Here is a 26,275-nt window from a genome sequence, read left to right as displayed (position 1 = left end):
ATTTTCTATTAATATCAATAAGATGAGCGGTTTTTATTTGCATTTGAAATAGTGCACACAAGGCCATACTGGTGGTATGATTGTAAAAAATTTCATAACAATGTTAATACATTCAAAAATTTCCTCAATAGAAATCCAATACTCGATATGGGATTTCTGATTCAATCTCCATCACGATAAATAAGGATTAAAATCCATGAAAATCGACACTTTATATCAGCCTAAGCTCTCAGCTTCTGGCAAAGTAACTGTCGCCGTGTGCTTTGCATTCCTGGGAAATGCAGCGGTAGCGGCCAATATCGAAGCCATCGGCCAAACTTCGGTACAGCAGCAGCACAATGTTGACATCGTCAATATTGCCGCACCGACGGCCCAAGGTCTTTCTCACAACCAATATAACAAGTACAACGTTTCCCAACACGGCGCCGTTTTGAATAACGCCCTGTCTGCCGGTAAATCCCAACTGGCCGGAAACCTGTCTGCCAACAAAAACTTCCAAGGTCAGGCCGCATCTGTGATCTTGAACGAAGTGGTCAGCAAAAACCCTTCTCTGATCTTAGGTCAGCAAGAGATCTTCGGTATTGCCGCAGACTATGTTTTGGCAAACCCTAACGGCATTACCCACAACGGCGGCAGCATTCTAAATGCCAACCGCGCATCCTTGGTTGTCGGTACGCCAACCGTTTCAGACGGCGCGTTGAAATCTTTCAATATCAGCGACAATGGCAAACAACTGCAAGTAAACGGCAATTTGAGCGGCAACCGCGTAGTTGACCTGCTCGCGCCGCAAGTTGTAGTCGGCAAATCAGCCAACGTTAATGCCGCCGATGCCATCAACGTTTCTTCAGGCAAAAGCAACTTCGACTACAAAACTGCACAAATCGAAGCATTGGACGCTGCCTCAAATGCGCCGGTGCTTGACGGCCATATCTTCGGCAGTATGCGCGCCGGTACCATCCGCATCCACGCGACCGATAAACGCGCCAAACAAAACATTCAAAATGCCGCCATTACCGGTACCCGCTACCTGAATATCGACAGCAAAGGCAACCTGAGCATCCAGTCCGCCAATCTGACCGGCGCACAAATGGAACTGTTTGCCCATGATACCGACATCAAAGGCACGGTTACCAGCCATTCCGCCAATAAATCTTCCAGTGGCAAAGAAGCGCAAAATGTTCAGCACTTCCGCTCTGACCGCAACAAAACTGAAAACTTTACCGCCAGCAATATCAATGCATCCGAGTCATTGACTTTGAACAATAGCGGCAGCCTCAACCTGAGCGCAGCCAACATCAATGCCGGCGCGCTGACTGCTTCTGCCACAGGCAACATCAATTCTAACGCGGTAAAAACAACCAACCGTACAGAATCCGACCACACTCAAAGCAAAGGCCTTTGGTACAACAACAACCTGAGCTCTTCTGTTGACGAAAGCCTGCATCAAACCAAAATCAATGCCGGTTCTGTCAATATTGCCACCACAGGCAAAGTCCAATTGGACGCGACCGAACTGAACTCGGCTGCTGATGCTCGCATTGCCGCCCAACAAGGCATCGTATTGAGCAGCAACAGCGAAACCGACAGCAGCTCGACTTATGTCAGCTTCAAAAATGAAACTGCCGCGCTGAAAACCGGTATCGCAACAAAATCTTCCCAAAACTCTACCGCCCATCAAACCAAAATCTCCGCAGCTGGTGATATCGGTTTGATTTCCGAAGGCGATTTGAGCACTTACGGCGCAAGCATTGCGGCAAACGGTAATGTCGTTACCGATGTCAACAACATCAACTTGGGTACTCAAACCACCATCAACACCAACAGCCTCAACGACCAGAAAAAATACTGGGGCGGTCTGTTCGGCGGTGAAAGCCAAGTTCAAAACAACCGTACCGAAAACCTGCACGGCAGCAGCATTACTGCCAACTCAAACGTAGTTTTGGGTGCAAAAAACGGCGTCAACGTTTACGGCAGTACCGTTGAAGGCCAAGCCGGTACATTCGTCAGCTCCAAAGCAGGCAATGTTGATATTAAAAACGCCACCAGCACCGATACTTCCGCACAAAGCGCGCGTAAAGGTACGATTTTCAATATCACGACCTCTAAAACCAGCAGCAATAGCAGCATTGAAAAAGTAACCGGTTCTACCCTGGTTTCCAATGCCGACCTGACCGTTGTTTCCAACAAAGACATCAATGTGATCGGCTCTGCATTGTTTGCGGCACAAAAACTGCAACTGTCTTCCGCAGGCGATTTGACCATTGATGCTGCCAAAGCGGTAGAAAACAAACAGGTCAACGAGTATTCCATCAAAGGCTACTCTGGCACCGAAACCAATAAAGAAAACGGCAGCGTGACTGCCAAAGCCGGTATCAAATTCACCGATACCCACACCGACACCCATTCTGTCGACCTGAACGGCAGCATTTTGACCGGTAAAAACACCCAGTTGTCTTCCAACTCAAACATTACCGTCAGCGGCAGCCAAGTCAACGGCGAAGAATCCGTCAACATTTCTGCAGCCAATGACGTCAATATTGTTGCATCCAAAGGCAGCAACACTGTAACCGAATCCGGCCGCGTAACCGATTTGGGCGTATCTGCTACTGCATACGAAAAAAATAACGTTGCAGGCGTCGGCGTATCTGTCGGCATTACCAGCACCAAAACAGATGCAACTACCGTAACGAATACATCCCATATATCCAACATCAACACCGGCGGCAACACCACCATCACTGCAAACGGCAATATTAATCAAGAAGGTACAGTGATTAATGCGACCGGCAATGTGGTTGAATCTGCCAAAAACGTTACCCATGCAGCGGCACACAGCGGTGCGAAATCCGATGTGAAACAAAACGGCGGCGGTTTGGTCGTTTCTGCCGGCATCAGCACCAACAAAGGCATCGGCGGTGAAATCACTGCACAAGGTCAAGGCAACTCTTCGACCCACAATGAATCCACTGCAACCGTAACCACCATCAACGCAGGCAATGCCATCGTTTTGGCAAATGACAAAGTGTCTGATGAAGGTACAAAATATGATGTTACCGGTGCGATCAACATTGATGCAGGTTCATACCACAACACTGCCGCCCACAACACCAGCAACAGCAGCAGCAAACAAGGCGGCGCTTCTTTGACTGTCGGCGCGTACACCAAAGACGGTTCAAACGTAGATGTGAATGCCAACCTGAACGTCAACTACGCTGATGAAAACAAAAAAGAATCTACCGCCGTCAAAGGCGATATGAATGCGACCAATGTTGTCATCAACGCCAAAGACTCTGCTGAAATCGCATCCAACATTACTGCCAACAACAACGTCAACATTACCGCAGGCAACGGCGTAACCTTCACCGAATCAGCCAATACTGCCTCCAACCAAGGTACAGCCGTTAATGTCGGTATCGGCGCTGGTGCGACAATCAATGTTGAAACCGGTGTTGCCGTTCCTCACGTCAACGGCTCTGTCGGCGTCAACAAAACCGATAACGCTTCTTCTACCGCCGCAGGCGCGAATGTAGCGGCCGGCAATGACATTAAAATCAATGCCAACAACGGCGACGTCAACCTGCACGGTACCAACCTGGTATCCAACAACTCCGTTGAAGTAGAAGGCAACAAAGTCAATACTTCCGGCGCGATCAGCAGCGTTAACGAAAAAAATCTGACCGTCAATGTCAACGGCAGCTACGCTTCAGGCAAACCAAACGGCGGCATCAACGCCAAAGGTAAAAATGACGCCAACGTAACCAATACGGCAAACGTCATCCAAAGCGACAATGTCGTTATTACTACCGGCTCTCCAACCGGTTTGAGCGTCAACAATACGGCCATCAACGGTAATAATGTTGTGCACTACTATGACAACACTAAAGCTTCTGCGGCGAACCGTTATACCTATCGTCCTCGCCAACCAAGCTACGCTAAACGCCGTTTGCGTTACTAAGATGCGCTATTGAAGTCATTTGAATAGCCATTAAGACATGCCGTCTGAAAACAGGAAGTTTTCAGACGGCATTTTTATCATCAATGCAAAACCACACACTATCTCTGTTATGATAATGCCTCGCTAATATTATTCCGTTCCAACCATGTCTTCCGCCCTTCCTTTTGACGCGCTCACACTTTCCATCGACGGCACCAACCTCATCGAAGCTTCTGCCGGTACGGGTAAAACCTACGGCATTGCCGCGCTCTTTACCCGACTGATTGTTTTAGAAAAAAAAGACATCGAGAAAATTCTGGTCGTTACCTTTACCAAAGCGGCGACAGCAGAACTGAAAACCCGTTTGCGTGCGCGTTTGGACGAAGTGTTGCAGGTTTTAAACGAAATCCAAACCTTGGGCGGCAAGCCGGAACATATTTCAGACGGCCTGAACAAATATTACGAAAAAGAGAAAAAATCCCCCGATGACTTTCTCAATCGCTTGATTCCTTTGGCCTTAGGCGAGCAAGACGGACAGGAAAGCTGCCATCGCTTGATTCTCCGCCTCAAAGCCGCGCTGAGCCAGTTTGACAACGCATCGATTTACACCATCCACGGCTTCTGTCAGCGCGTCTTGCGCGATTACGCATTTTTGTGCGGTGCGCCTTTGGATGTCGAGCTGTCGGACGACTCGCGCGAGAGGCTGCTGATTCCTGCGCAAGACTTTTGGCGGCAGAAAGTGGCAACCGATGCCACATTGGCACAATTGGTTTTTGACCGGAAATGCACGCCCGAAGAAATGCTTGCCGAAATCAAAAGCTATACCGGCCGCCCCTATCTGAAATTCAGACGGCCTAAAGGTGATTTGAAAGAAGCCCAAGCCAACCTTCAAGAAACATGGCAAAAAATTTGCGGCCAGTTGGAAGACTTGGAAAAAGCGTTTTGGGCAATCTTTCCCAAACTGAACGGCCAAACCTACAAAAGAAAAACCTTTGAAAATGTTTTTACCGATTTAAAAACAAACGCCGAATCCAACCATCAGCCCCGCCTGAGCAAACAAACGCTAGGGAAATTAAGCCTCTTCAGTATCGACACGATCAACAGCAAACTGAAAAAAGAATATAAAGCCGATGCCGATGCGACTGAAATTATTCAGCTGCAAGCCTTGGCCAATCTCGGTCGTGATTTGCAGGCAATGGAAAGCGCGGAAGAAGCGGTCTTCATCTGCCTGCAACTCGACCTCCTTTCCTACATCAACCAATCCATTGCCGAACAAAAAAAATCACGCCGCGAGCGCGTGTTTGACGATTTGCTGCTGGATGTCCATCAGGCATTGACCACCAATGAACACGGCAATGCGTTGGCAAAAGCGGCGGCGGCAAACTGGGAAATCGCGCTGATTGACGAATTCCAAGATACCGACCCGCTGCAATACGAAATTTTCCGCCAAATCTTTATTGAGCAAGGCTGCCCGCTGTTTCTCGTTGGCGACCCCAAACAGGCGATTTACAGCTTTCGCGGTGCGGACATTTACGCCTATCTGCAAGCCGCGCAAGATGCGGATAGGCATTACACCCTCGCTGTCAACTACCGCAGCCATGCCAAACTGATTAACGGCATCAGCGCCTTGTTCAAACAAAAAAAACACCCCTTCGTATTGGAAAATATCGATTACAGCGATGTCTCCGCCAGCCGTGCCGAAAGCCGGTTGTCGCCACACCGCCCTGCCATCCAAGTACGCTGGCTCAATACGGACGATCAGACCGGCAAAGAGATTTTGCGCAGCCGAGCCGCCGAATATTGCGCCGATGAAATTGCCTTTGCGCTTAATGAAGCAGCCGAAGGCCGTCTGAACTTCAAAGGCCGCGCGTTGGAATCCGGTGATATTGCCGTCTTGGTGCGCACCAACAACGAAGCGGCGATGATTGCCGGTAAACTGAAACAGCGCCGTATCCAAAGCGTGTTGCTGTCGCGCCAATCCGTTTTCGATTCCGCCGAGGCCGACTCGCTGTCCGCGCTGATCGGCTTTTGGCTCAACCCAAGGCAAACCGACTGGCTGCGCTTTGTCTTGACCGGCGTTTTGTTCGGCTATACCGCCAAAGAGATTTACGAGCTCAACCACAACGAACACCAGCTGCTGAAATGGCTGGAGTCGTCTGCCCAAGCCATGGAAAAATGGCGGAAAGGCGGCATTTTTGCCTCCGTACAGCAGTTTGCCGCCCTACATGATATCGAAACACGCCTGCTCAAAGGCGGCAACGAACGCAGCCTGACCAACTACTACCAAATTCTGGAGCTTTTGGCCGAAGAAGATAGCCAAAGCCGCAACCCTGCCGCCCTGCATAAATGGTTAAACGAACAAATCAGCCGTGCACGCAGCGGCCATTTCCCATCAGACGCGCAAACCATCCGTCTTGAAAGCGACGAAAAACTGGTCAAAATCGTTACCATGCACGCGTCGAAAGGTTTGCAATATCCTTTGGTTTACTGCCCCTTCGCGTGGGATACCAAAGACAATTCCAAAGAAAACTGGAAAATCCTGCATACTGAAAACCACGAAACCGAGCTGCTGGCCAAATCTCAAACCTCGGAAGCAGAACTAAGCCATCTTGCCGACGAAAAGACGGCAGAAGATTTGCGTCTGCTCTATGTTGCCCTTACCCGCGCCGAAGAACAGCTCAACATCTACGCCGCCGCCAACAAAAACTGTACGCCAAACAATCCTTTTGCCTATCTGCTCGAAGGTTTACCGGATGCCGGCCGCGAAAGCGTCAGCCAAAGCTATAAAAGCGCGACAGACGTTGTGGAAATGCTCAAAACCAACTGGCAACGCTTTATCACAAACACGCCTGAAAATACGGAGTTTGCCTTCACGGAAGAAGTCCCGCCGGAAACCATCTACCAATACAGCCGCCAGCAAGACCAAGCCTTGAGCGCACATAGCATCAAACGTCGCAATTTTGACTTTATCCGCCACACCAGCTTTACCGGTTTGAGCCGGCACACCAAGTCAACCGACGAACAACACGAGCCTTTGCAACCTGCCATCGATCCGGCAGAAAGCGCAGACCGTGCCATGCCGTCTGAAAACCTGCTGTCCCCGCTTTCAGACGGCCTCGATATCCATCATTTCCCACGCGGCACAAATGCCGGCGTATGTTTGCATGAAATGTTGGAAAAACTCGACTTCTCCGCCTCTGCCGAGAGCCAATCCGAAATGATTGCAGAAGTCTTGCAACGCCATAGCTTTGAAGACAAATGGCTGCCGATGGTAAGCGCCATGCTCAATACCTGCCGCCTAACGCCTTTAATCGGCGAGAGCCTGTCGCAGATTCCGCCAACCCGACGCCTACCCGAAATGGGGTTTACCCTGTATATGGATGATTTCAAACTGGACGACTTGCGCCGTTGGTTTGCCTCAAGCGAAGCAAACCTGCCGCCCGAATGCGTCCAAGCCGCGCAACTGCTTGATTTCCATGATTTGCAAGGCTATTTAAACGGCTTTATCGATATGGTTTGCCAAGATTCAGACGGCAATGTCGTTTTAATCGACTACAAATCCAACCATTTGGGCAACGATGCAAGCGCGTACACGCAACAGGCGATGAACGAAGCTGTGGCACATCATCACTACTACCTGCAAGCCCTGATCTACGCCGTTGCCATCGCGCGCTACTATGCCCTGCGCGGCAAGCCGTTGCCTAAAATCGCCATCCGCTACCTCTTCCTGCGCGGCATGGACGGCTCGGAACAAGGCATTTGGAAATGGGACATCGATACCGCCTTGCTCTCTACTTTCGTTGAGCGGAAAACAAATTCCTGATAAATCATTTTGTTAAATCGTCAAAAAGGCCGTCTGAAACGTTTTCAGACGGCCTTTGATTATTTGTGCAAACCGCATTCCTTATTGTCTTTGCTTTCCCACCACCATCGCCCGGCACGGATATTTTCGCCCAGCTTGACCGGACGCGTGCAGGGTTCGCACCCAATGCTGGGATAGCCTTGATGATAAAGCGCATTAAGCGGAACTTGGTGCTCGTGCGCATATGCCCAAACATCCTGCTCTTCCCAATCGAAAATAGGATTGAATTTGGCGATGTTGCGGCCCGTATCCAGCTCTTCAAAATTCAATTCGCTGCGCGTTTCCGACTGGCTGCGGCGTTGTCCGGTCAGCCATGCAGGCGCGTTGTGCAAAGCGCGGTTGAGCGGTTCGATTTTACGGATATGGCAGCAACGGCGACGCAACTCGATGCTGTCGTACATCGCGGTCGTGCCGAATTCCGCTTCAAATTCATCGGCGGTTTGCTGGTTGGGATAAAACACTTCCAATTCGGTTTGATAACGCGCATTGGTTTCGGCAATTAGCGCGGCGGTTTCGGGATTGAGTTTGCCCGTATTGAGCGTGATGATGCGTATGGGCAGTTTCAGACGGCACACGGCATCGGTAATGACCATATCTTCAACCGCAAGGCTGGATGCGAACACGGCTTGCGGATAGCGAGCGGCAATGTCTTGCAAACGGTGCTCCAAAGCAGCTGCCAACTCAGGCAGGCGGCGGCGTTCGTCATCGCTGATTTCGGGGATTTTCCAGAATTGTGGGCGGAATAAAGACATGGCTGGTTGTTCCTAATAATTTTCAGACGGCCTGTTTAAACGGCTGCCGATATGGTTATGGAACGATATTGTCCTGCGCCCTATCTTCAAACGGAAAGAATGCTTTTCTATTTCTTTATAACCAAAGCGTCTGCTGCTGGTTTTTCGGCAGCAAATGACTCACGCCGATACCGATCAGGCGGAAGGCGTCTTCGCGTTGCGGCGGTATGCGTTGCAGCAAAGTATGCGCCGCCTGAAGCAGCGAGGCGCTGTCGGGAAGGACGGAAGAATACGTCAGCGAACGCGTGATAATGCGGAAATCGTGGGTTTTGAGTTTGAGGGTAACGCCTTTGGCTTCGACGTTTTTGCGTTCAACCTGCCGCCAGAGGTCTTCGGCAAGGTGCGGCAAATGGCTTGAAGCCTGCGCCAAAGACAAATCTTCGGGCAAAGTAATTTCGGTTGAGATTTGCAGGCGTTCGCGTTCGGCTTTGACCGGCCGCTCGTCGATACCGCGTGCCAAATCGTAAAGGCGGTAGCCGTAGCGACCGAAATGGTTTAAAAGTTCGCCGCGCTCAAAACGGCGCAAATCGCCGGCGGTCTGCATACCGAGGGCATTCATCTTTTTCAGCGTGACTTTGCCGACACCGGGAATCTTACCCAACGGCAGGCTCTCCAAAAACGCCATGATTTTTTGCGGCGGCAGCACAAACTGCCCGTTTGGCTTGCGCCAGTCGGAAGCGATTTTGGCCAAAAACTTATTGGGCGCGATGCCCGCGGAGGCTGTCAAACCGGTTTCTTCAAAAATTTCAGCACGAATACGTTTGGCCACCTCGCTAGCGTACGGGATATTTTCAAAATTTCGGGTAACATCCAAATAGGCTTCATCCAAAGACAAAGGCTCGATCAAATCAGTATAACGCCGAAACACGGCATGAATCTGCGCCGACACTTGGCGGTACCAATCGAAATGCGGCGGCACAAACACCGCCTGCGGACACAGCCTTTTCGCCGTCGCCACCGACATGGCCGAGTGCAAACCGAATTTGCGCGCTTCATAAGACGCGGCACAAATGACCGACCGCGTACCGTCCCACGCCACAACGACGGGCAGTCCTTTCAATTGCGGCTGCTCGCGCAGTTCTACCGAAGCATAGAATGCGTCCATATCGATATGGATGATTTTGCGTTGGGACATGGGAAAAGATGGATAAGAAAAAGGCTTATTGTAACAAAAGGCCGTCTGAAGTTTCAGACGGCCTCTATGTTTAAGCCTTATTTTTTACTGGAAAGCTGGTCAAACAATCCGCCATCGGCAAAGAATTTTTTCATGATTTCTTCCCACGGACCAAATTTCTCATTCGGATTGAAAGTTTCAATATCGGGGAAGTCGGCTTTGTGTTTGGCCAACACTTCGGCATTGCGCGGACGCAGGTAAAGATTGGCGGCCAACTCTTGGGCCGGTTCGCTCCAGAGGTTTTGCAGATAGGCTTCGGCAGCGGCGCGTGTGCCTTTTTTATCGACCACGCTGTCCACGACGGCAACCGGCGCTTCGGAAAGAATGGTGTAGCTCGGATAGACGATTTCAAACTGGTCTTGGGTCAGCTTTTTGCTGACGTAGTTGGCCTCATTTTCAAAGGTAACCAAAACATCGCCGATATGGCGTTGGCTGAAAGTCGTCGTTGCTGCGCGGCCGCCGTTTTCAAATACCGGCGTGTTTTTCAGCAATGCGGCCACAAAATCTTTGGTTTTGCCTTCATCGCCGTTATTGACTTTCAAACCATAACCGTACGCACCCAAAAAGGCGTAGCGGCCGTTACCGGTGGTTTTCGGGTTCGCCAAAACGATTTGCACGCCGTCTTTGGCCAAATCGCCCCAGTCTTGGATGTGTTTTGGATTGCCTTTGCGCACCAAGAAAACGACATTGCTGGTATAAGGCACGGCATTGTCCGGCAGGCGCGTGTTCCAATCGGCTTTGACCAAACCTTTTTTCACCAAAAGCTCGATATCGGAAGTCTGGTTCATGGTCACCACATCGGCAGCCAAACCGTTGGCGACAGCCAAAGCCTGCTTGCTGGAGCCGCCGTGCGATTGTTGGACTTCAACCGACTGCCCGCCGTTTTTTTCGGCAAATTCTTTGACAAATAAAGGATTGTATTCTTTATAAAAATCACGGGCGACATCGTAGGAGACATTCAGCAATTTGACTTCGCTCCCCTTACCTCCGGCAGCTTGAGAAGCATTGTCGGCGGATTGTTCGGCTTTTGGCGAGCACGCGCTCAAAGCCAGCGCGGCGGTTAATGCGGCAAAAGAAAGCGTACGGATATTCATGGTCGGCTCCTGTTGAAAATATGGGAGCACTTTATCGGGATTGGATGCAAACTGGAAATAATGTTTGCTTTCGCGTTTATCAGTTTTGGTTATATACAATCCGGGCTGAAGATGGGAAAAAATGCCCACTCAGATAAACATCACAATAAATTGTATATAAATTAATTAGATAAAGATTAAAGCAACTATTTACACAGGATAAACATACGTTGCAAACAGCATTACCTAATACTTCAGGCCGTCTGAAAATTCAATATAAATAATTATTTATAATTAAAAAATATAGTTCTTATTATTTACAAAAAATGCAAATAAGAGTAATGTTTCTACTCGCCAAAATACAAGGCCTTTCATTCAACAACAAAATGGAGTGTAGAAACTATGAAACAATGGATGCTTTTAGGATTGCTGGGATTGGGCGCAGTGGCACAGGCACACGATGTTTGGGTGGCCGCACCGACACATCAGCCTGCCGGCAAAATCCTGCATGCGGATTTGGGTTACAGCCACGACTTCCCCAATGTCGAAAAAATCGCCGATGACCGCGTGCATATTTTCAAACCGCTGCAATTGACCGACAGCTCAAAGAAAACCGTTGATTTGGTAAATAAGGGCGAAAACTATCAATACGTTTCCAAAGCCGCCCTGCCCGCAGGCTCCTACTGGGTCAGCGCGACCTACCAACCGACTTTCTGGTCGAAAAACCAAGACGGCTGGAAACAGCAAACCTTGAAACAGCTGGCCGGTGCCACCTATTGCGAACAATCGCAAATGTTCGGCAAGAGTTTCGTCCACGTGGGCAACGGCGCAGTCGATGAAGCGGTATTGACCCGCCCTATCGGCCAAGAGCTGGAACTGGTTCCGCTGAAAAATCCGAACGCAGTCAAAGCCGGCGGTATTTTGCCGGTCAAAGTCCTGTACAAAGGAGAGCCTTTGGTTAAAGCCACCGTTACCGCCAGCTCGGACACTTTGGCCGAAATGGACTTGGAATCAACCCATGACCACCGCGAGCCTCAGGGCTTCTCCGGCAAAACCGATAAAAACGGCGTGGTCAATGTGATTACGCTGATTGACGGCTTGTGGAAAATCAAAGTGGTGAACGAGAGCGATTATGGCGATAAAAGCGTATGTCAGAAAGACAATACTTACGCAACGCTGATTGTGCCTGTCGGCACCAACCGCGCGGCCGCACGCCATGCCCACCATCATCAACATTAACAGCCATTGAAAAAGGCCGTCTGAACTTTCAGACGACCTTACTTTATTCACATTCATAACCCAAATTTCTAAAAAAACGGGAGAATGTTTCCAACTCATCACCATTCAATTGGGCAAACCGGACACGGTTGCAGCTGGTCAAGACCACATTGCCCATCCAGTGTGCCCCAAAGACGCGCTCTAAAGGGACATTCCTCATTCGATTGATAAACAGTGTTTCTGAAGAAAATTGCGTAGCAATATCCGGAGGCGCGAATTTCAAACCCAAGTCCTGCAATCTATAACGGTGTTGCGCCGTCAAAAACATATCTTCGTGGTGCAGCTGTATCAGCCATTCCATATCGGCAATTTTTTCGTCTTTCGGCGGTAAAGGCGGTCGGATTTCTACATTTAAACCCAGTTGTCGCGGCATGGTTAAAAGCCGTCTGCTGCGCAGGCTGAAACCGCCGTTCTGCGGCTCGTCCAAATTCGGAGAAGTCTGAATCAGATGTTGTTTGGCCAAATATTGGTCTGTTCCCTTCAGGAAAAACTGCCCGTCTGCTTCGGTTTCCAACAAAATCGGCAAAGGTGCGCCGATATAGTCATATTCCCGATAGGCATCCTGCCAGTTTTGACCGTTCAGCACCCATCCGTCATTTTGAACAATCAAACAATAATCCGTATCAATGTAATACATCAGTTGGTACAAAACAAACAGATTGTATTCCAGATAACCGAATTTCCGGCAAAGCTGATGTCGGATATTTTCCGGCAAACCTTGAGGACAGCTCGGGCTGATCAGCAATCCACGGCTTCCAGGCAATTCGGCACAGCTGCGGATAATGGCATACATCGTGCCCTCGGTATAAGAATCTGCGCCGGTAATACCAACCACGGTAATATCAGTAAAACTCATTATATATTTCCCCTGTTTCAGACGGCCTTTGAGTTATTTACGACGCCTTGTTGCAGATATCTTTCAAACGATACAAGGCATCCAAGGCTTCGCGCGGCGTGAGGTTGTCGGGCTGAATTTGCGCCAACGCTTCAGTCAATTCATTGGTCTGCAAATTATCAACAGGCTCAACTTCTTGTTCTTTCCCTTCCTCATCCTCCCCATTTTCAGACGGCATGGCGCTGAAAATATCCAACTGCGGACGGTTGGCGGCAGCTTGGTTTTCCAAATCGTTTAAATGCTTTTGAGCCGATTTCAAAGCGCGGTTGGGCAGACCTGCGAGTTTGGCGACGGCGATACCGTAGCTTTTGCTGGCAGGACCTGGCTCGATGTGGTGGAGGAAGACGATGTCTTGTCCTTGCTCGAGCGCCGAAAGGTGCATATTGACTGCGGTTGCATGGGCTTCAGGCAGTTTGGTCAGCTCGAAATAGTGGGTGGCGAAGAAGCTGAAGGATTTGTTTTTTTGCAGCAAATGTTCGGCAATGGCTTGGGCAAGGGCGAGGCCGTCAAAAGTCGAAGTGCCGCGACCGACTTCGTCCATGAGGACGAGGGATTGCTCGGTGGCGTGGTGGAGGATGTAGGCGGTTTCGCTCATTTCGACCATGAAGGTCGAGCGATTGGAAGCTAAATCGTCCGATGCGCCGATACGGGTAAAGATTTGGTCGATGGGACCGATTTGGGCGGCATCGGCAGGCACGAAGCTGCCGGTGTGCGCCATGAGAACGATGTGGGCAACTTGGCGCATGTAGGTGGATTTGCCGCCCATATTGGGGCCGGTCAGGAGCATGAGGCGGTGTTTGTGGTCGAGGCGTGTGTGGTTGGCGGTAAAGTGGCGCACTTGTTGCTCGACGACGGGATGGCGGCCGTTTTCGATATGGATGACGGGGTAGTCGGCGAACTCAGGACAAACGAAGCCGCGTTCAGCGGCAATGGCGGCAAACGTAGAAAGTACGTCGAGGGCGGCGGCGGCTTTGGCTGCTTTTTGAAGCTGCGGCAAGGCCGTCTGAACTTCTTTCAGCAGGGCTTCAAACAGGCGTTTTTCCAGTGCCAATGCCTGCTCTTGCGCGGTCAGGACTTTGTCTTCGAAGGTTTTGAGTTCAGGAGTGATGAAGCGTTCGGCGTTTTTCAGGGTCTGGCGGCGTTGGTAGTCGGCGGGGGCTTGTTCAGCTTGAACTTTGGATAGCTCGATGTAGAAGCCGTGGACGCGGTTGAACTCGACTTTGAGGGTGGAGAGGCCGGTGCGTTCGCGTTCGCGCGCTTCGAGGTCGAGCAGGAATTCGTCGCCGTGGTTTTGGATGTGGCGCAACTCGTCAAGTTCTGCCGAATAGCCTTGGTTGATAACGCCGCCGTCTTTGAGCCAGACGGCAGGTTCGGGCATTACGGCGGCTTTGAGGGTTTCGGCGACGGGCAGGGTTTCGGGGAAAACGGCTTTGAGGGTTTCTAAGAGACTGCTACCCTCGGCGGACAATTCGATTTCGGACAGGGCAAACAGGCTGTCGCGCAGGGCGGCAAGATCGCGCGGGCGGGCGTTACCGACGGCGATGCGGGCGGCGATGCGTTCGATGTCCGCGATGTTTTTCAGACGGCCTTGCAAGGTTTCGTTTTGTGAACCCAATGCGGCAACGGCTTCTTGGCGGGCGCGGATATGGGCGCGGCTGCGTAAGGGGTGGTGCAGCCAGAGTGCCAAGAGGCGGCTGCCCATGTGGGTGGCGCAACCGTCAAGTATGGAAAACAGGGTCGGAGATTTCTTACCGGAGAGGGTTTGCGTGATTTCGAGATTGCGGCGCGTGGCGGCGTCCATGCCGATATATTGGCTGTCGGTTTCAAGCGAAATGCCGTCGAGGTGTTGCGGCATCAGGTTTTGCGTCAGGCGGATGTAGTTCAACAGCGCGCCCGCCGCGCCGACGGCGGCTTCGTGTTCTTTGCCGTCCAAACCGAAGCCGTGCAGGTCTTGGCAGCCGAAATATTCGGTCAACAATTTCGCGCCCGCGTCGGCGGCAAACTGCCACGAGTTCAGGCGCGTGATGTTGGAGGAGGTTGCCTGAAAACCGTCAGGAAGGCTTTTGCCTTCGGGCAACAGGATTTCCGCCGCCTGCAAACGCGCCAGCTCGTCGGCAAGTTTGTCCGCCGTCGTCAGCTTGGTTTTGAATTCGCCGCTTTGCAAAGAAGCCCATGCGATGGCAACGTTTTTCTTGTCTGCGTTCACCGCTACAATGCGGTTGGTTTCCTTGTCTTCCAAAAACGCCGCGTCAGTCAGCGTGCCGGGCGTTACGATGCGCACGACTTTGCGCTCTACCGGCCCTTTACCCGCGCCAACTTCGCCCACCTGCTCGCACACCGCCACGCTTTTGCCCATCTTAACCAGTCGCGCAAGATACTGCTCCGCCGCATGAAACGGCACACCCGCCATCTTAATCGGCACGCCGTCCATCTGCCCGCGCGTGGTCAGGGTAATGTCCAACAGCTTTGCCGCCTCCACTGCGTCATCCAAAAACAACTCATAAAAATCGCCCATGCGGTAAAACACCAGCTTGTCGGCGTGTTGCGATTTGATGGCGAGATACTGCTGCATCATCGGGGAAACGGTGGGTTTGGACATGGAAAAACCTTAGAAACGCAAAAGCGTTATTGTAACAAAAGGCCGTCTGAAAACCTAAATAAGCTTTCAGACGACCTTTTATATATACCGAATAAGATTAGTCATAAACGAAAATAATGTCCAAGTCTTTCTTCGGCAGGAAATTTTCTTTGACTGCTTGGAAGCGGTTCGGCCCTACTTTGCGCAAGGATTTGTCCCAGCAGAGTGACAACACAGTATTGGGCTCGCGGTCTATGGTCAAAGTGAATTTACCGATAGGTTTTGCCCAGTTGGCACCTGTGGTCAGGACATAGCCCAAATGGTGATAGACCTTTGAACCTCCTTTCACATTTTTAAAGTTTTTAAGGAAGTTTTCATCCATGCAGTACTCATCTATGAATGCTTTGCTGTCTTTGGCTTTAAGCGAAGGCAGGAAGCTGCCGCCGACCAGCGGGGTGTATTGGTGTTTGATTTCGGTTACGGCGTTGGCTTTAAAGGTTTGCTTCCAGCTGTAAATAATCTGCGCCGACCAATACGTCCAGCCCATTGTGTTCAATTCGCTGGCTGGAAGCAAGGATTTGATTTTAGGCGAGCTGCAAGTACGAATTTTCTTATTAAGCTTTTCGGCATCTTTGTTTTGTGTCCACGGGTGCATCAACTCCTGATCGCTCAAACCACATTTTTTCAAATCGGCGGTCACGTCCACCAGCGAGCCGTTACGCCGTTCAAAATAGGCGCGGACGTGGGCTTGCGGGCGGACAGATTTGCCGTTGACGTAAATGCGGAAGCTGTCAACCAAGCCCTTGGTGTCGGCAAAGTCGGAAACTGTAGCCGCAGGAACGATGGGCAAAGGAAAAAGAACAGTTTCAGTAATGTCTTGCGAGGAGGTGTTCTTAAACTTGTAATGCACGCGGATTTGCCTTTCGCTGATGTGCAAATCTTCGCTCTGCATATCGATATGCGGATTTTTCAGATATTTGATGCCGCTTGTACTGACCGTACCCATACTGTCATTGGCATGAGCGGCCCCAGCCAGCAGAAAAAGCAAGATTAAAGCTTTTTGTTTCATGATTTAACCCCTTTGAAACAGGCCGTCTGAAAAACAGGTTTCAGACGGCCTTTAACAGCAGCTTGGTTTTAAGCCAAAGCCACTTCCAAATTATCAATCAGGCGCGTGGTACCCAAACGGGCGGCGGCAAGCACCACCAATTCTTTATCGCCAACATGAGCCACTGCCAAGCTGTGTGCATGGCGGATTTCAACGTAATCAACCACCCAGCCGGTATCGGTCAAACGGCGGATACATTCGGCCTCAAGCTGGGCGTAATCCAGATTGCCGTTTTTCAGGGCGGAGGCAATGTTTTGCAACTCTTGATAGAGGCGTGGCGCTTCTGCGCGCTCTGCTTCGCTCAAATATTGGTTGCGGCTGGAAAGTGCCAGGCCGTCTGAAGCGCGGCCGGTATCGACAGGAACAATGTCGATATTGAAGTTCAAGTCTTCGACAAAGCCTTTGATAATCGCCAGCTGCTGATAGTCTTTTTTGCCGAAACAGGCGGTATCGGGTTGAACAATATTGAACAACTTGGTTACAACGGTCGCCACGCCGCGGAAATGGCCCGGACGGAATTTGCCGCACAATTCGTTTTGCAGGTGCGGAGGCTCGACATTGAAACGCTGTTCCACATTCGGATACAGCTCTTTTTCATCAGGCGCGAACACGACGGCAACGCCCTCACCTGCCAATTTGTCGGCATCTTGTTGCAAAGTGCGCGGATATTTGTCGAAATCTTCGCCTTGTCCGAATTGCAGACGGTTGACAAAAATGCTGACCACAACGTTATCAGCACGTTTTTTCGCTTCGCGCACCAGCGCAAGATGGCCTTCGTGCAGATTGCCCATGGTCGGCACAAATGCCACTTTTCCGGCAGTTTTGCGCCACTCGCGCAATTCTTTAATCGTATGAATAATTTGCATGGTTTGAAAAATCCTTTATCTTTTCCGCTGTTTCATCAACGGAAATCACGCGCCGATTATACGCTTTTATTCATTAAAAAGGCCGTCTGAAATAAGTTTCAGACGGCCTGGTTTTTATTTTATCCGGCAAACGTATGTTCGACAGATGGGAACGTTTTTGCTTTGACTTCATCCACATAGGCTTTGACCGCAGCTTGAACACTGTCTTTGCCCTGCATAAAGTTTTTCACGAATTTGGCGGTTTTACCGGGGAAAATGCCGAGCATATCGTGCATCACCAAAACCTGACCGTCGCAATCCACGCCTGCACCAATACCGATGGTCGGGCAAGAAACGGTTTCGGTTACTTTTTTCGCCAACTCTGCAGGAACGCATTCCATCAATACGATTGCCGCACCTGCCGCATCATGCGCTTTGGCGTCGTTGAGCAACGCTTCCGCCTTATCGCCGCGGCCTTGTACTTTATAGCCGCCGAATGCAAACACGGATTGCGGAGTCAGGCCGATGTGGGCGCAAACAGGGATACCGCGCATTTGCAGAAATTCAGTGGTCTCCGCCATCCAGACACCGCCTTCGAGCTTGACCATATGCGCGCCGGCCGCCATCAACTCTGCCGCCGCCGCAAATGCCTGCTCTTTGCTCTGCTGATATGCGCCAAACGGCAAATCACTGACAATCATGGCATTTTTAGTGCCGCGAGCCACGCATTCAGTGTGGTAGCACATATCCTGCAAGCTCACCGGCAACGTGGACTGACGACCTTGCACCGCCATGCCCAAAGAATCGCCTACCAGCAGTACATCTACGCCGGCATTGTCCATCAGCGCGGCAAAGCTGGATTCATAAGCGGTCAGCATGGCGATTTTCTCGCCCTCTGCTTTCATTTTTTGCAAAGTGTTTACGGTAATCATGGTGTTTTGTGTGTTCCGCCCGACGGGCAGCCCTTTGTTGTAATGGAAACGCGGTATTATAAGGTCTGCTTTTAAAATATCAAAGCATAAGCAAAAAGCCCGACTGCTTTCACAATCGGGCTTTTAATTGGTGCCGGCACCAAGAGTCGAACTCGGGACCCCCTGATTACAAGTCAGGTGCTCTACCAACTGAGCTATACCGGCTTACTGAAATGCCTTGCGGCACCATCAGTCTTTAACTGGTGCCGGCACCAAGAGTCGAACTCGGGACCCCCTGATTACAAGTCAGGTGCTCTACCAACTGAGCTATACCGGCAAGGAAGTCGGCATTATGCCGATAAGTTCCCATCTTGGCAAGCATTTTAAAACAAAGTTACTCACGAAATTATAAAAACCAATGATTTTAAAGAAAATTAAATACATGCCTTATCTTTCCATCCAACACACTCAAAGGCCGTCTGAAAACCGCCCCAGCGCAAAACATCATTGTTTCTGTTAAAATAACGCCTTTTATATCTTTCCATCTGCACCCATGCCACCCCGCCATCCTTACCGCCGCCTGCGCCCAGCCAAATCCCATCTGCCCGAAGTCGGCATTTCCGAAGAAGTCAATATCCGTTCCCTACACTTGGGCAGCGACACCATTCAAAGCTCCATGAATGTCGATCATCCGTCCGAGCTGGTGTTGTCGTACAGCCGCGCCATGATGGGTTGGCTGCTGTTTGTAGAAACCCCGCCCAAACACATCACCCAAATCGGCTTGGGCGGAGGCTCGTTTGCCCGTTGGATAGACAGCTATCTGCCCCACACTAAGCAAACCGCCATTGACATCAATCCGCAAGTCATCGCCGTGGCGCGCAGCCTGTTTGAATTGCCGCACGAAGGCGAAAATTTTGAAATTATCGAGGCGGATGGCGCGGAATATATTAAAGTGTTCCGCCACAATACCGATGTGATTTTGGTAGATGGTTTTGACGGCGAACAGATTATCGATGCTTTGGTGGAAGAGCCCTTCTTCCAAGACTGCCGCAATGCCCTCTCTCCAGACGGCGTATTTGTCACCAACTGGTGGAGTGGCGACCAGCGTTATCAACGCTTTGTCGAACGCCTGCTCAACGTCTTTGACGGCCGCGTACTCGAGCTGCCTGCCGAGAGCCACGGCAACGTAGCGGTCATGGCATTCCAAAGCAGCCCTAAAGAACAAAATCTCGACAACCTGAAAAAACGCGCCGAAAAATTAAGCGAAAAATACGGCTTGGACTTCAAACGGATGCTTGCTGATTTGAAAGCCAACAATCAAAACAACGGCAAGAATTTTTATCTGTAAACCGTTTCAGGCCGTCTGAAAATAAACAAGGACACACCCATGCTCAAACCCGACATCATTCAAATCCCCGGCCCGGCCGGTTTGCTGGAAACCATCTACCTGCCAAGCACACAAGAATCCGCCCGCGGCGTTGCCGTCATCAACCACCCAAATCCCCTGCAAGGCGGCACCAACACCAACAAAGTCATCCAAACCGCCGCCAAAGCCCTCAGCCAGCTCGGCTTCCATTGCTACCTGCCCAATTTGCGCGGCGTAGGCAATAGCCAAGGCGAACACGACTACGGCCGTGGCGAAACGCAAGACTGCATTGCCGTTATCGACTACGCCCGTGCGCAACATCCTGACGCGCCGCAATTCGTCCTGGCCGGTTTCTCATTCGGTGGCTACGTTTCCACATTTGCCGCACAAGCGCGCACGCCCGATTTACTGTTGCTGATGGGCGCCGCCGTCCATCACTACACCGACCGCCCGGAACCATCCAACGTTCCCGATATCGCCAAAACATTGATGATTCATGGCGCGGAAGACGAAGTCGTCGAAATCAACAAAGCCCTGACATGGGCAGAACCACAAGGCCTGCCTGTTGTGACCATTGCCGGTTCGTCCCATTTCTTCCACGGCAAACTCATCGTTTTACGCGATACAATCACACGGTTTGCACCGGCTTTATTAGGCTAAAATCCGGCTACAAAATAAAACAAGGCCGTCTGAAAGCTTTTTCAGACGGCCTTGTTTGTATGAAAACCTTATTATCAAATATCAGGCTCAAGTATTCAGAAATCTATCAAGGATTTTCTACTTAACATATCAATTCTGAGTCAACCAATACTGCAAACCAATCAAAGTCTTACCATCTTTGATTTCATCGTTTGCCAATGCATTGCGCACCTCTTCCTTGCTCATCAGGACGGTTTCTGTAATTTCATCCTCATCATTGCTCAACTCGCTGCCCAAACGCACGCCTTGCGCTTGGTAGAGATACATTTTTTCATCGCAAAAACCGACTGCAGTGTAAAAGGAGTGCAACAGTTTGACGCTGTCGGCGACATATGGCGTTTCTTCCGCCAACTCACGCAAAGCGCATTCGGCAGGATCTTCGCCTGCAATATCCAATTTACCCGCCGGCAATTCCAACGTCGCCTGATCGGCGGCATAACGCCATTGGCGAACCAAAACAACTTTGCCGTCTTCCGTTTCCGCCAACACACACGCAGCACCCGGATGGCGGATCACAACCCGTTGGCTTTCATTGCCGTTGGGCAGGCGCACCCGATCGCGGCTGATGGTAACAAAAGAACCTTCGTAGATTGGCTCGCTGCTTAATTTAGTTTCTTTCAAATCCATTTTTTTTACCTCATTTCCAAATTATTAAATATTAAAGGCCGTCTGAAATCCTTTTTCAGACGGCATAGATAAGCCCTATTCCCGAACACGTTCAATCTCAATACCAACCTGCGCCACATCAGGCAAGATGCCCGGTTTCACAATACGAACGCGCACTTTGGCCGCACCAAAATCATTTAAAATCAATTGGGCGATATGTTCCGCCAACGTTTCCAGCAGTAAAAAATCCTGTTCGGCAAGGTTGCGGCGTACGACTTCGCATACTTCGCCATAATGGATGGTGTCGCCGATATCGTCGCTCGTGCCCGTACGCTCGGGAACACTAATCTCCAAATCCAAAATCAAAGTCTGTTTACGCTCGCGTTCCCAATCATATACGCCGATTAAAGTATCGGCTTTCATGCCGTACAAAAAGATTTTATCCATTTGCCTGTCCGTTTTTTTTGATAGAATAACCATTCCCATTTTAAGTAAAGCACCCAAAATGTTCAATGTACTTGCCATTATTGCCGCCTATCTTATCGGCTCCCTGTCTTTTGCCGTCATCGTATCAAAATATTACGGCATGGACGATCCGCGCACTTACGGCTCCGGCAATCCCGGTGCCACCAACGTCTTGCGCAGCGGCAAGAAAAAAGCGGCCGCACTGACCCTGCTCGGCGATGCAGTAAAAGGCTTGGTTGCCGTCATCTTGGCGCGCTGTCTGCAAGATGCTTTAAATTTGTCTGATGCAACGATAGCCCTGGTCGCCATTGCCGCATTGGTCGGCCATATGTGGCCAATATTTTTCAATTTTAAAGGCGGCAAAGGCGTAGCCACCGCATTGGGTGTTTTGCTCGCCCTCTCCCCCGCAACCGCCCTGCTCTGCGCCTTGATTTGGCTGGTTATGGCGTTTGGTTTCAAAGTTTCCTCCCTCGCTGCCCTGGTCGCCACCGTCTGTGCGCCCATCTTCGCCTTCTTCATGATGCCGCACGCCTCTTGGGCATGGGCAACTGTATTCATTGCCGCATTGGTGTTATACCGCCATAAAAGCAATATTCAAAATCTGATTCAAGGAAAAGAAAGCAAAATCGGAGATAAAGCCGGAAAATCTTAAAAGCGTAGATATATTCAAATAAAAGGCCGTCTGAAAGTATATTTTTCAGACGGCCTTAATAGTTTTTACTCACTCATAATCAGTCAATCTTAATATATTCCACCGACAGAATCTCTATAACCTCACGTCCTTCCGGTGTATCCAAGACAACTTCATCCCCTTCACGTGCTTTTATCAGGCTGCGCGCCAAAGGGGAAATCCATGAGATTTTGTTTTTAGCGGTATCGATTTCATCTACGCCGACGATTTTGACGGTTTGTTCACGACCGTCTCCGCGCAGTAAGCCAACGGTGGCGCTGAAAAAAATCTGGTCCGTGGCTTCACGCGCTTCTGGATCGACGACGACAGCGGCTTCCAAGCGTTTGGTTAGGAAGCGGATACGGCGGTCGATTTCGCGCATACGGCGTTTACCGTAAAGATAGTCGCCATTTTCGCTGCGGTCGCCATTGCTTGCCGCCCAGTTAACGATTTGGACGATTTCCGGGCGTTCTTTGTTGACCAGATGATAAAGTTCGTCTTTCAATGCCTGCCAACCGGTAGGCGTGATGTAATTTTTGGTTTCGGTACTCATGATGTGTCTAAAACATAATTAAAGGCCGTCTGAACGTTGATTTTCAGACGGCCTTTATTGTAAGTCAATTTACTTTATTCTTCATCATCGCTATCGCTGATACTAATGCTGTGTTCCATTTTGCTTGGATGTACTTTCAAGCCGCCGCAACCTGATTTTTCGGCGGAGAGGCGGTTTAGGTATGCTTCGTCGATATCGCCGGTTTGATAAACACCGTTAAAGCATGAGGAATCAAAGGATTCAATTTTTGGATTGAGTGCTTTAACTACTGCTTCCAAGTCTTCTAAGTTTTGGAAGACGATGCCGTCTGCGCCAATCTCGGTTGCGATTTCTGCTGCGCTGCGGCCGTTTGCAATCAGTTCTTCACGGGTCGGCATATCGATACCGTACACATTTGGATAGCGCACTTCGGGAGCTGCAGAAGCAATGTAGACTTTGCGTGCACCTGCCGCGCGTACCATTTCAACGATTTCACGGCTGGTCGTACCGCGCACGATGGAGTCATCCACCAACAAAACGCTTTTGCCGTTAAACTCGGTTTCCATCGGGCTGAGTTTTTGGCGTACTGATTTTTTGCGTGTTGCTTGGCCGGGCATAATAAAGGTGCGGCCGATGTAGCGGTTTTTAATCAGACCTTCGCGGTAAGGTTTTTCGAGATGGACGGCAAGCTCCATCGCGCTGGGTCGGCTGGTATCGGGAATCGGCATCACGACATCGATATCATCGACAGGCAGCTCGTGTTTGATTTTTTCTGCCAAAGATACGCCCATATCCATACGGGACTGATAAACGGAAACGCCATCGATGACGGAGTCTGGGCGGGCAAAATAAACATATTCAAAAAGACAAGGGCTTAATTTGGCTTTATCGCTGCATTGACGGGAAATAATCGTGCCGTCAAAACCAATAAATACGGCTTCGCCCGGCTGGATATCGCGTTCCAAATCATAGGCAAGCGCGTTGAAAGCAACTGATTCAGAGGCAACGGCATACGATTTTTTACCGGATTCGTCAATTTGCGAACCCAAAACCAATGGACGGATACCGAAAGGATCCCGGAAAGCCAGCATACCATATCCGGCAATCATGGCCACTACGCCATACGCGCCGCGCACTAAGCGGTGTACTTCGGAAACGGCGTTGAAAATATTGTCGATGGTAAGTTGATAAGGGGCTGTATTTTTAGAAACTTCGCGGCGTAATTCGTGCGCGAATACATTGAGTAGGACTTCAGAATCGGAGCTGGTATTAACGTGGCGCAGGTGTTTGTTGCATACGTTTTCATAGAGCTCTTCGGTATTGGTCAGATTACCATTGTGTGCTAAAACAATGCCGAATGGAGAGCTGACATAAAACGGCTGGGCTTCTGCGCTGCTGCCCGCATTGCCTGCAGTCGGATAGCGGACATGTGCAATGCCTGCATTACCGACCAAGTCGCGCATATTACGGGTACGGAACACTTCGCGCACCATGCCTTTGCCCTTGTGCATATGAAATATATTGCCTTCGGCAGTAACAATACCTGCTGCGTCCTGACCACGGTGTTGCAACATCTGCAAACCATCATACAACATCTGATTGACCGGCTCATGACTAACCAAACCTAATACACCACACATATCGTGCTTCTCCGAGTTTGAAGATTAAATGGGTAAGCTGTCATTATAAAATAATTTAGATGAGTTCGCTCGAATTGTTGACAATATGATGTCAAATTTACGCAAATAAAAACGGATTCAGACGACCCATAGGCCGTCTGAATCCGTCAAACTCAATCATCCAATTCTTCAACTTCAGCTGCTTTACCCGAAAGATGCGGCATTGCGGTATCTTTTCCAGGCAGATAAGGCATTGCAGCATCTGCAAGTGATTCAAAATACGGAATTGTGTGCGAACTTTGCCACTCTTCCGTTTTCGGCAAATCAGTGTGTGAAAAAATCATCACTGCCAGTGTCACCAAAATCACACCTTTCACTGCACCAAATACGCCTCCAAGCAAACGGTTGATGCTTCCCAAACCAACGGCAGACATCAAACTGCTTAACAGCGATCGTGCCAGTTTCTGCAACAGCCATGCCAGAAAAAACACAGCGGCAAAACCCATGGCAACCGCCAAAGAATGCGGCTCAACCGATTTAAAGACCACATCGGCAAACGGCACGGCGAGCGTTCTGGCTGCAATAAACGATACCACCCAGGCCACCATCGCTCCTGCTTCGGCAATAATACCCCGTGTCAACGAGATAATGATGCAGATGACGATAACGGCGGCAGCCAACAAATCGGCAACAGGCAAATTACTCACTGGTCACCTGACCGGCAATGCCATGTACACGCAATTTGTTCAAATCGCGCTCTGCATCGCGTGCATTTTTATAACTGGCTGATTTCACGCGATACACCTTACCTTTATCAGTCATCACTTCAGTAATGGTCGAGTCGATACCTGCGGCTTTCATTTTACGTTGCAGGCTTTGCGCACGTTCTTTTTCAGCATAACCAGCCTGAATGGCAGCTTTTTTCGCAGGTTTGGCTTCTGCTTTTTCTTTTTCAGCTTTAGGTTTGGCTTTTTCAGACGGCTTCTCGGCAGTTTTTACCTTATCGGCTTTTTCTGTTTTGGCCGTTTCTGGTTTAGCTTTTTCATTTTTTGGTTTTTCAACTTTAGCTTCTGCTTTCTTGGCAGGTTCGGCCTTGTCTTTTACGCTGTCTTTGCTGTTTTTGGCAGATTTACGCTCGGCAATGGCTTTCTCTGCTTTTTCCAATTGTGCCAATTTATTGCGTTCGGCAGCGGCTTCACGCTCTGCTTTTTCAGCACGCGCTTGAAGTACGCGTTTTTTAGCTGCCAATGCGTTTTCTTTCTCGGCAGTTTCCTGTTGGACTTGTGTTTTACGGGCAGCAGCACGTTGTTCAGCCTGACGTTGGCGGCGTTCTTCTGCTCGGCGTTCTTCGGCTCGGCGTTCGGCAGCTTCGCGTTTGGCAGCCTCGGCGCGTTGAATACGTTCGGACTCTTCCAAGCCTTTAATATTACCGTCATCCAAAGTATCGTTGATCAAAACCAACGGCTCGCCGACATCTTCGGGAGCAGATTCACGGTTTGGCTTCAATACTTCAACCGGTACATTGTCTTCTTCGTCGCCTGCATTTTGCGGTTTATTTGGTGCTTCTGCATCCGCATGGCGGGCAGCCTCTTCAGCAGCAGCAACATCCTCTTTATTCGGCTCTAAAACAACAGCCTTGCTCGGCTCGTCAGCCGTTTTGACTTGGCTCTGACCGACTGGCGCTTCTTTAAACGGTGAATTTTTATCGTCGCCGGAAGTCAGTGCCAGACCGAACAGCATACCCGATGCCACCACCAAGCCGGAGGCTAAGACCAAGCGACGGCGGTTGCGACGTTTGAGTTGTTCGTAACCGTCTAAATCGTATCCGTTTGGAGTTTCTTTTTGTTTATTGTCGGACATGATAATTTC

The 26,275-nt window shown here is 50.1% G+C and carries 20 protein-coding genes and 2 tRNA genes; 6 read left to right on the top strand and 16 right to left on the bottom strand.

Going from position 1 to position 26,275, the window contains the following annotated elements; genetic code table 11:
- Positions 1–196: 196 nt before the first annotated feature.
- Both DBY95_RS01095 and recB read left to right on the top strand, forming a co-directional pair.
- On the top strand, positions 197–3,955 hold the full coding sequence (locus tag DBY95_RS01095; protein ID WP_107723082.1) for a hemagglutinin repeat-containing protein: 3,759 nt from the start codon (positions 197–199) through the stop codon (positions 3,953–3,955).
- Between the two features lie 145 nt (positions 3,956–4,100).
- Positions 4,101–7,757: an exodeoxyribonuclease V subunit beta gene (gene recB, locus DBY95_RS01090; RefSeq protein ID WP_107723081.1), complete on the top strand. Its 3,657-nt coding sequence runs from the start codon at positions 4,101–4,103 to the stop codon at positions 7,755–7,757.
- Positions 7,758–7,816: 59 nt separating this feature from the next.
- Here recB and DBY95_RS01085 read toward each other — a convergent pair whose 3' ends face one another.
- The 3 genes from DBY95_RS01085 to DBY95_RS01075 all read right to left on the bottom strand — a co-directional run bounded on the left by DBY95_RS01085 (position 7,817) and on the right by DBY95_RS01075 (position 10,849).
- Positions 7,817–8,548 carry a phosphoadenylyl-sulfate reductase gene (locus DBY95_RS01085; RefSeq protein WP_107723080.1) on the bottom strand — a complete coding sequence of 244 codons (732 nt, stop codon included), beginning with the start codon at positions 8,546–8,548 and terminating at the stop codon, positions 7,817–7,819.
- Between the two features lie 115 nt (positions 8,549–8,663).
- Positions 8,664–9,722, bottom strand: coding sequence for a DNA polymerase IV (gene dinB, locus DBY95_RS01080; RefSeq protein WP_107723079.1), 1,059 nt, complete (start codon positions 9,720–9,722; stop codon positions 8,664–8,666).
- 77 nt (positions 9,723–9,799) lie between these two features.
- Positions 9,800–10,849 carry a sulfate ABC transporter substrate-binding protein gene (locus tag DBY95_RS01075; RefSeq protein ID WP_199903855.1) on the bottom strand — a complete coding sequence of 350 codons (1,050 nt, stop codon included), beginning with the start codon at positions 10,847–10,849 and terminating at the stop codon, positions 9,800–9,802.
- A gap of 387 nt (positions 10,850–11,236) precedes the next feature.
- On the opposite strand from DBY95_RS01075, the gene DBY95_RS01070 reads away from it, so the two are divergent.
- A complete protein-coding gene (locus DBY95_RS01070) occupies positions 11,237–12,073 on the top strand; it encodes a DUF4198 domain-containing protein (protein WP_107723077.1) in 837 nt (278 codons plus the stop codon).
- A 43-nt stretch (positions 12,074–12,116) separates the two neighbouring features.
- Here the strand turns inward: DBY95_RS01070 and DBY95_RS01065 are convergent, their stop codons facing one another.
- The 7 genes from DBY95_RS01065 to DBY95_RS01035 all read right to left on the bottom strand — a co-directional run bounded on the left by DBY95_RS01065 (position 12,117) and on the right by DBY95_RS01035 (position 18,786).
- Complete coding sequence (locus tag DBY95_RS01065) at positions 12,117–12,968, bottom strand: DUF5672 family protein (RefSeq protein WP_107723076.1); 852 nt, start codon at positions 12,966–12,968, stop codon at positions 12,117–12,119.
- A gap of 37 nt (positions 12,969–13,005) precedes the next feature.
- Positions 13,006–15,606 (bottom strand): DNA mismatch repair protein MutS, encoded by a 2,601-nt coding sequence (gene mutS, locus DBY95_RS01060; protein WP_107723075.1) that lies wholly within the window; start codon positions 15,604–15,606, stop codon positions 13,006–13,008.
- Between the two features lie 97 nt (positions 15,607–15,703).
- The gene (locus tag DBY95_RS01055; RefSeq protein ID WP_107723074.1) at positions 15,704–16,654 is read right to left on the bottom strand and encodes a DUF4424 family protein; all 951 of its coding nucleotides are present in this window, start codon (positions 16,652–16,654) and stop codon (positions 15,704–15,706) included.
- Positions 16,655–16,722: 68 nt separating this feature from the next.
- Positions 16,723–17,559: a pantoate--beta-alanine ligase gene (panC, locus tag DBY95_RS01050; protein WP_107723073.1), complete on the bottom strand. Its 837-nt coding sequence runs from the start codon at positions 17,557–17,559 to the stop codon at positions 16,723–16,725.
- 119 nt (positions 17,560–17,678) lie between these two features.
- On the bottom strand, positions 17,679–18,470 hold the full coding sequence (gene panB, locus DBY95_RS01045) for a 3-methyl-2-oxobutanoate hydroxymethyltransferase (protein ID WP_049333454.1): 792 nt from the start codon (positions 18,468–18,470) through the stop codon (positions 17,679–17,681).
- Between the two features lie 128 nt (positions 18,471–18,598).
- A tRNA-Thr gene (locus DBY95_RS01040) sits at positions 18,599–18,674 on the bottom strand.
- Positions 18,675–18,710: 36 nt separating this feature from the next.
- Positions 18,711–18,786: transfer RNA gene (locus DBY95_RS01035), tRNA-Thr, on the bottom strand.
- A 216-nt stretch (positions 18,787–19,002) separates the two neighbouring features.
- On the opposite strand from DBY95_RS01035, the gene DBY95_RS01030 reads away from it, so the two are divergent.
- Positions 19,003–19,797 carry a polyamine aminopropyltransferase gene (locus DBY95_RS01030; RefSeq protein WP_107723072.1) on the top strand — a complete coding sequence of 265 codons (795 nt, stop codon included), beginning with the start codon at positions 19,003–19,005 and terminating at the stop codon, positions 19,795–19,797.
- Between the two features lie 39 nt (positions 19,798–19,836).
- Complete coding sequence (locus DBY95_RS01025; protein ID WP_107723071.1) at positions 19,837–20,475, top strand: alpha/beta hydrolase; 639 nt, start codon at positions 19,837–19,839, stop codon at positions 20,473–20,475.
- A 129-nt stretch (positions 20,476–20,604) separates the two neighbouring features.
- Here the strand turns inward: DBY95_RS01025 and DBY95_RS01020 are convergent, their stop codons facing one another.
- Together DBY95_RS01020 and folB are read right to left on the bottom strand one after the other, a co-directional pair.
- Complete coding sequence (locus tag DBY95_RS01020; protein WP_107723070.1) at positions 20,605–21,141, bottom strand: NUDIX hydrolase; 537 nt, start codon at positions 21,139–21,141, stop codon at positions 20,605–20,607.
- A 75-nt stretch (positions 21,142–21,216) separates the two neighbouring features.
- Positions 21,217–21,567: a dihydroneopterin aldolase gene (gene folB, locus DBY95_RS01015; protein ID WP_049322923.1), complete on the bottom strand. Its 351-nt coding sequence runs from the start codon at positions 21,565–21,567 to the stop codon at positions 21,217–21,219.
- Positions 21,568–21,625: 58 nt separating this feature from the next.
- Between folB and plsY the strand changes: the two genes are divergently transcribed.
- Positions 21,626–22,237, top strand: coding sequence for a glycerol-3-phosphate 1-O-acyltransferase PlsY (gene plsY / locus DBY95_RS01010; RefSeq protein ID WP_063075428.1), 612 nt, complete (start codon positions 21,626–21,628; stop codon positions 22,235–22,237).
- A gap of 79 nt (positions 22,238–22,316) precedes the next feature.
- On the opposite strand, the gene greB is transcribed toward plsY, so the two are convergent.
- The 4 genes from greB to ftsN all read right to left on the bottom strand — a co-directional run bounded on the left by greB (position 22,317) and on the right by ftsN (position 26,266).
- Positions 22,317–22,808, bottom strand: coding sequence for a transcription elongation factor GreB (gene greB, locus DBY95_RS01005; RefSeq protein ID WP_003685038.1), 492 nt, complete (start codon positions 22,806–22,808; stop codon positions 22,317–22,319).
- A gap of 74 nt (positions 22,809–22,882) precedes the next feature.
- Positions 22,883–24,427, bottom strand: a complete 1,545-nt coding sequence (gene purF, locus DBY95_RS01000; protein WP_107723069.1) for an amidophosphoribosyltransferase — start codon at positions 24,425–24,427, stop codon at positions 22,883–22,885.
- A gap of 152 nt (positions 24,428–24,579) precedes the next feature.
- Positions 24,580–25,113: a CvpA family protein gene (locus tag DBY95_RS00995; RefSeq protein ID WP_107723068.1), complete on the bottom strand. Its 534-nt coding sequence runs from the start codon at positions 25,111–25,113 to the stop codon at positions 24,580–24,582.
- On the bottom strand, positions 25,106–26,266 hold the full coding sequence (gene ftsN, locus DBY95_RS00990; protein ID WP_107723067.1) for a cell division protein FtsN: 1,161 nt from the start codon (positions 26,264–26,266) through the stop codon (positions 25,106–25,108). Before ftsN ends, DBY95_RS00995 begins: the two co-directional genes overlap by 8 nt.
- Between the last annotated feature and the right edge of the window lie 9 nt (positions 26,267–26,275).

The sequence above is a fragment of the Neisseria subflava genome (assembly GCF_003044935.1).
Classification (GTDB): domain Bacteria; phylum Pseudomonadota; class Gammaproteobacteria; order Burkholderiales; family Neisseriaceae; genus Neisseria; species Neisseria subflava_E.
Note: the sequence above shows the minus strand (reverse complement) of the source record. Positions and strands in the feature narration are given on the sequence as shown.

Coding starts and splice junctions, on each gene's coding strand:
- DBY95_RS01095 (WP_107723082.1), top strand. CDS start 197: ATGAAAATCGACACTTTATATCAGCCTAAGCTCTCAGCTTCTGGCAAA.
- recB (WP_107723081.1), top strand. CDS start 4,101: ATGTCTTCCGCCCTTCCTTTTGACGCGCTCACACTTTCCATCGACGGC.
- DBY95_RS01085 (WP_107723080.1), bottom strand. CDS start 8,548: ATGTCTTTATTCCGCCCACAATTCTGGAAAATCCCCGAAATCAGCGAT.
- dinB (WP_107723079.1), bottom strand. CDS start 9,722: ATGTCCCAACGCAAAATCATCCATATCGATATGGACGCATTCTATGCT.
- DBY95_RS01070 (WP_107723077.1), top strand. CDS start 11,237: ATGAAACAATGGATGCTTTTAGGATTGCTGGGATTGGGCGCAGTGGCA.
- DBY95_RS01065 (WP_107723076.1), bottom strand. CDS start 12,968: ATGAGTTTTACTGATATTACCGTGGTTGGTATTACCGGCGCAGATTCT.
- mutS (WP_107723075.1), bottom strand. CDS start 15,606: ATGTCCAAACCCACCGTTTCCCCGATGATGCAGCAGTATCTCGCCATC.
- DBY95_RS01055 (WP_107723074.1), bottom strand. CDS start 16,654: ATGAAACAAAAAGCTTTAATCTTGCTTTTTCTGCTGGCTGGGGCCGCT.
- panC (WP_107723073.1), bottom strand. CDS start 17,559: ATGCAAATTATTCATACGATTAAAGAATTGCGCGAGTGGCGCAAAACT.
- panB (WP_049333454.1), bottom strand. CDS start 18,470: ATGATTACCGTAAACACTTTGCAAAAAATGAAAGCAGAGGGCGAGAAA.
- DBY95_RS01030 (WP_107723072.1), top strand. CDS start 19,003: ATGCCACCCCGCCATCCTTACCGCCGCCTGCGCCCAGCCAAATCCCAT.
- DBY95_RS01025 (WP_107723071.1), top strand. CDS start 19,837: ATGCTCAAACCCGACATCATTCAAATCCCCGGCCCGGCCGGTTTGCTG.
- DBY95_RS01020 (WP_107723070.1), bottom strand. CDS start 21,141: ATGGATTTGAAAGAAACTAAATTAAGCAGCGAGCCAATCTACGAAGGT.
- folB (WP_049322923.1), bottom strand. CDS start 21,567: ATGGATAAAATCTTTTTGTACGGCATGAAAGCCGATACTTTAATCGGC.
- plsY (WP_063075428.1), top strand. CDS start 21,626: ATGTTCAATGTACTTGCCATTATTGCCGCCTATCTTATCGGCTCCCTG.
- greB (WP_003685038.1), bottom strand. CDS start 22,808: ATGAGTACCGAAACCAAAAATTACATCACGCCTACCGGTTGGCAGGCA.
- purF (WP_107723069.1), bottom strand. CDS start 24,427: ATGTGTGGTGTATTAGGTTTGGTTAGTCATGAGCCGGTCAATCAGATG.
- ftsN (WP_107723067.1), bottom strand. CDS start 26,266: ATGTCCGACAATAAACAAAAAGAAACTCCAAACGGATACGATTTAGAC.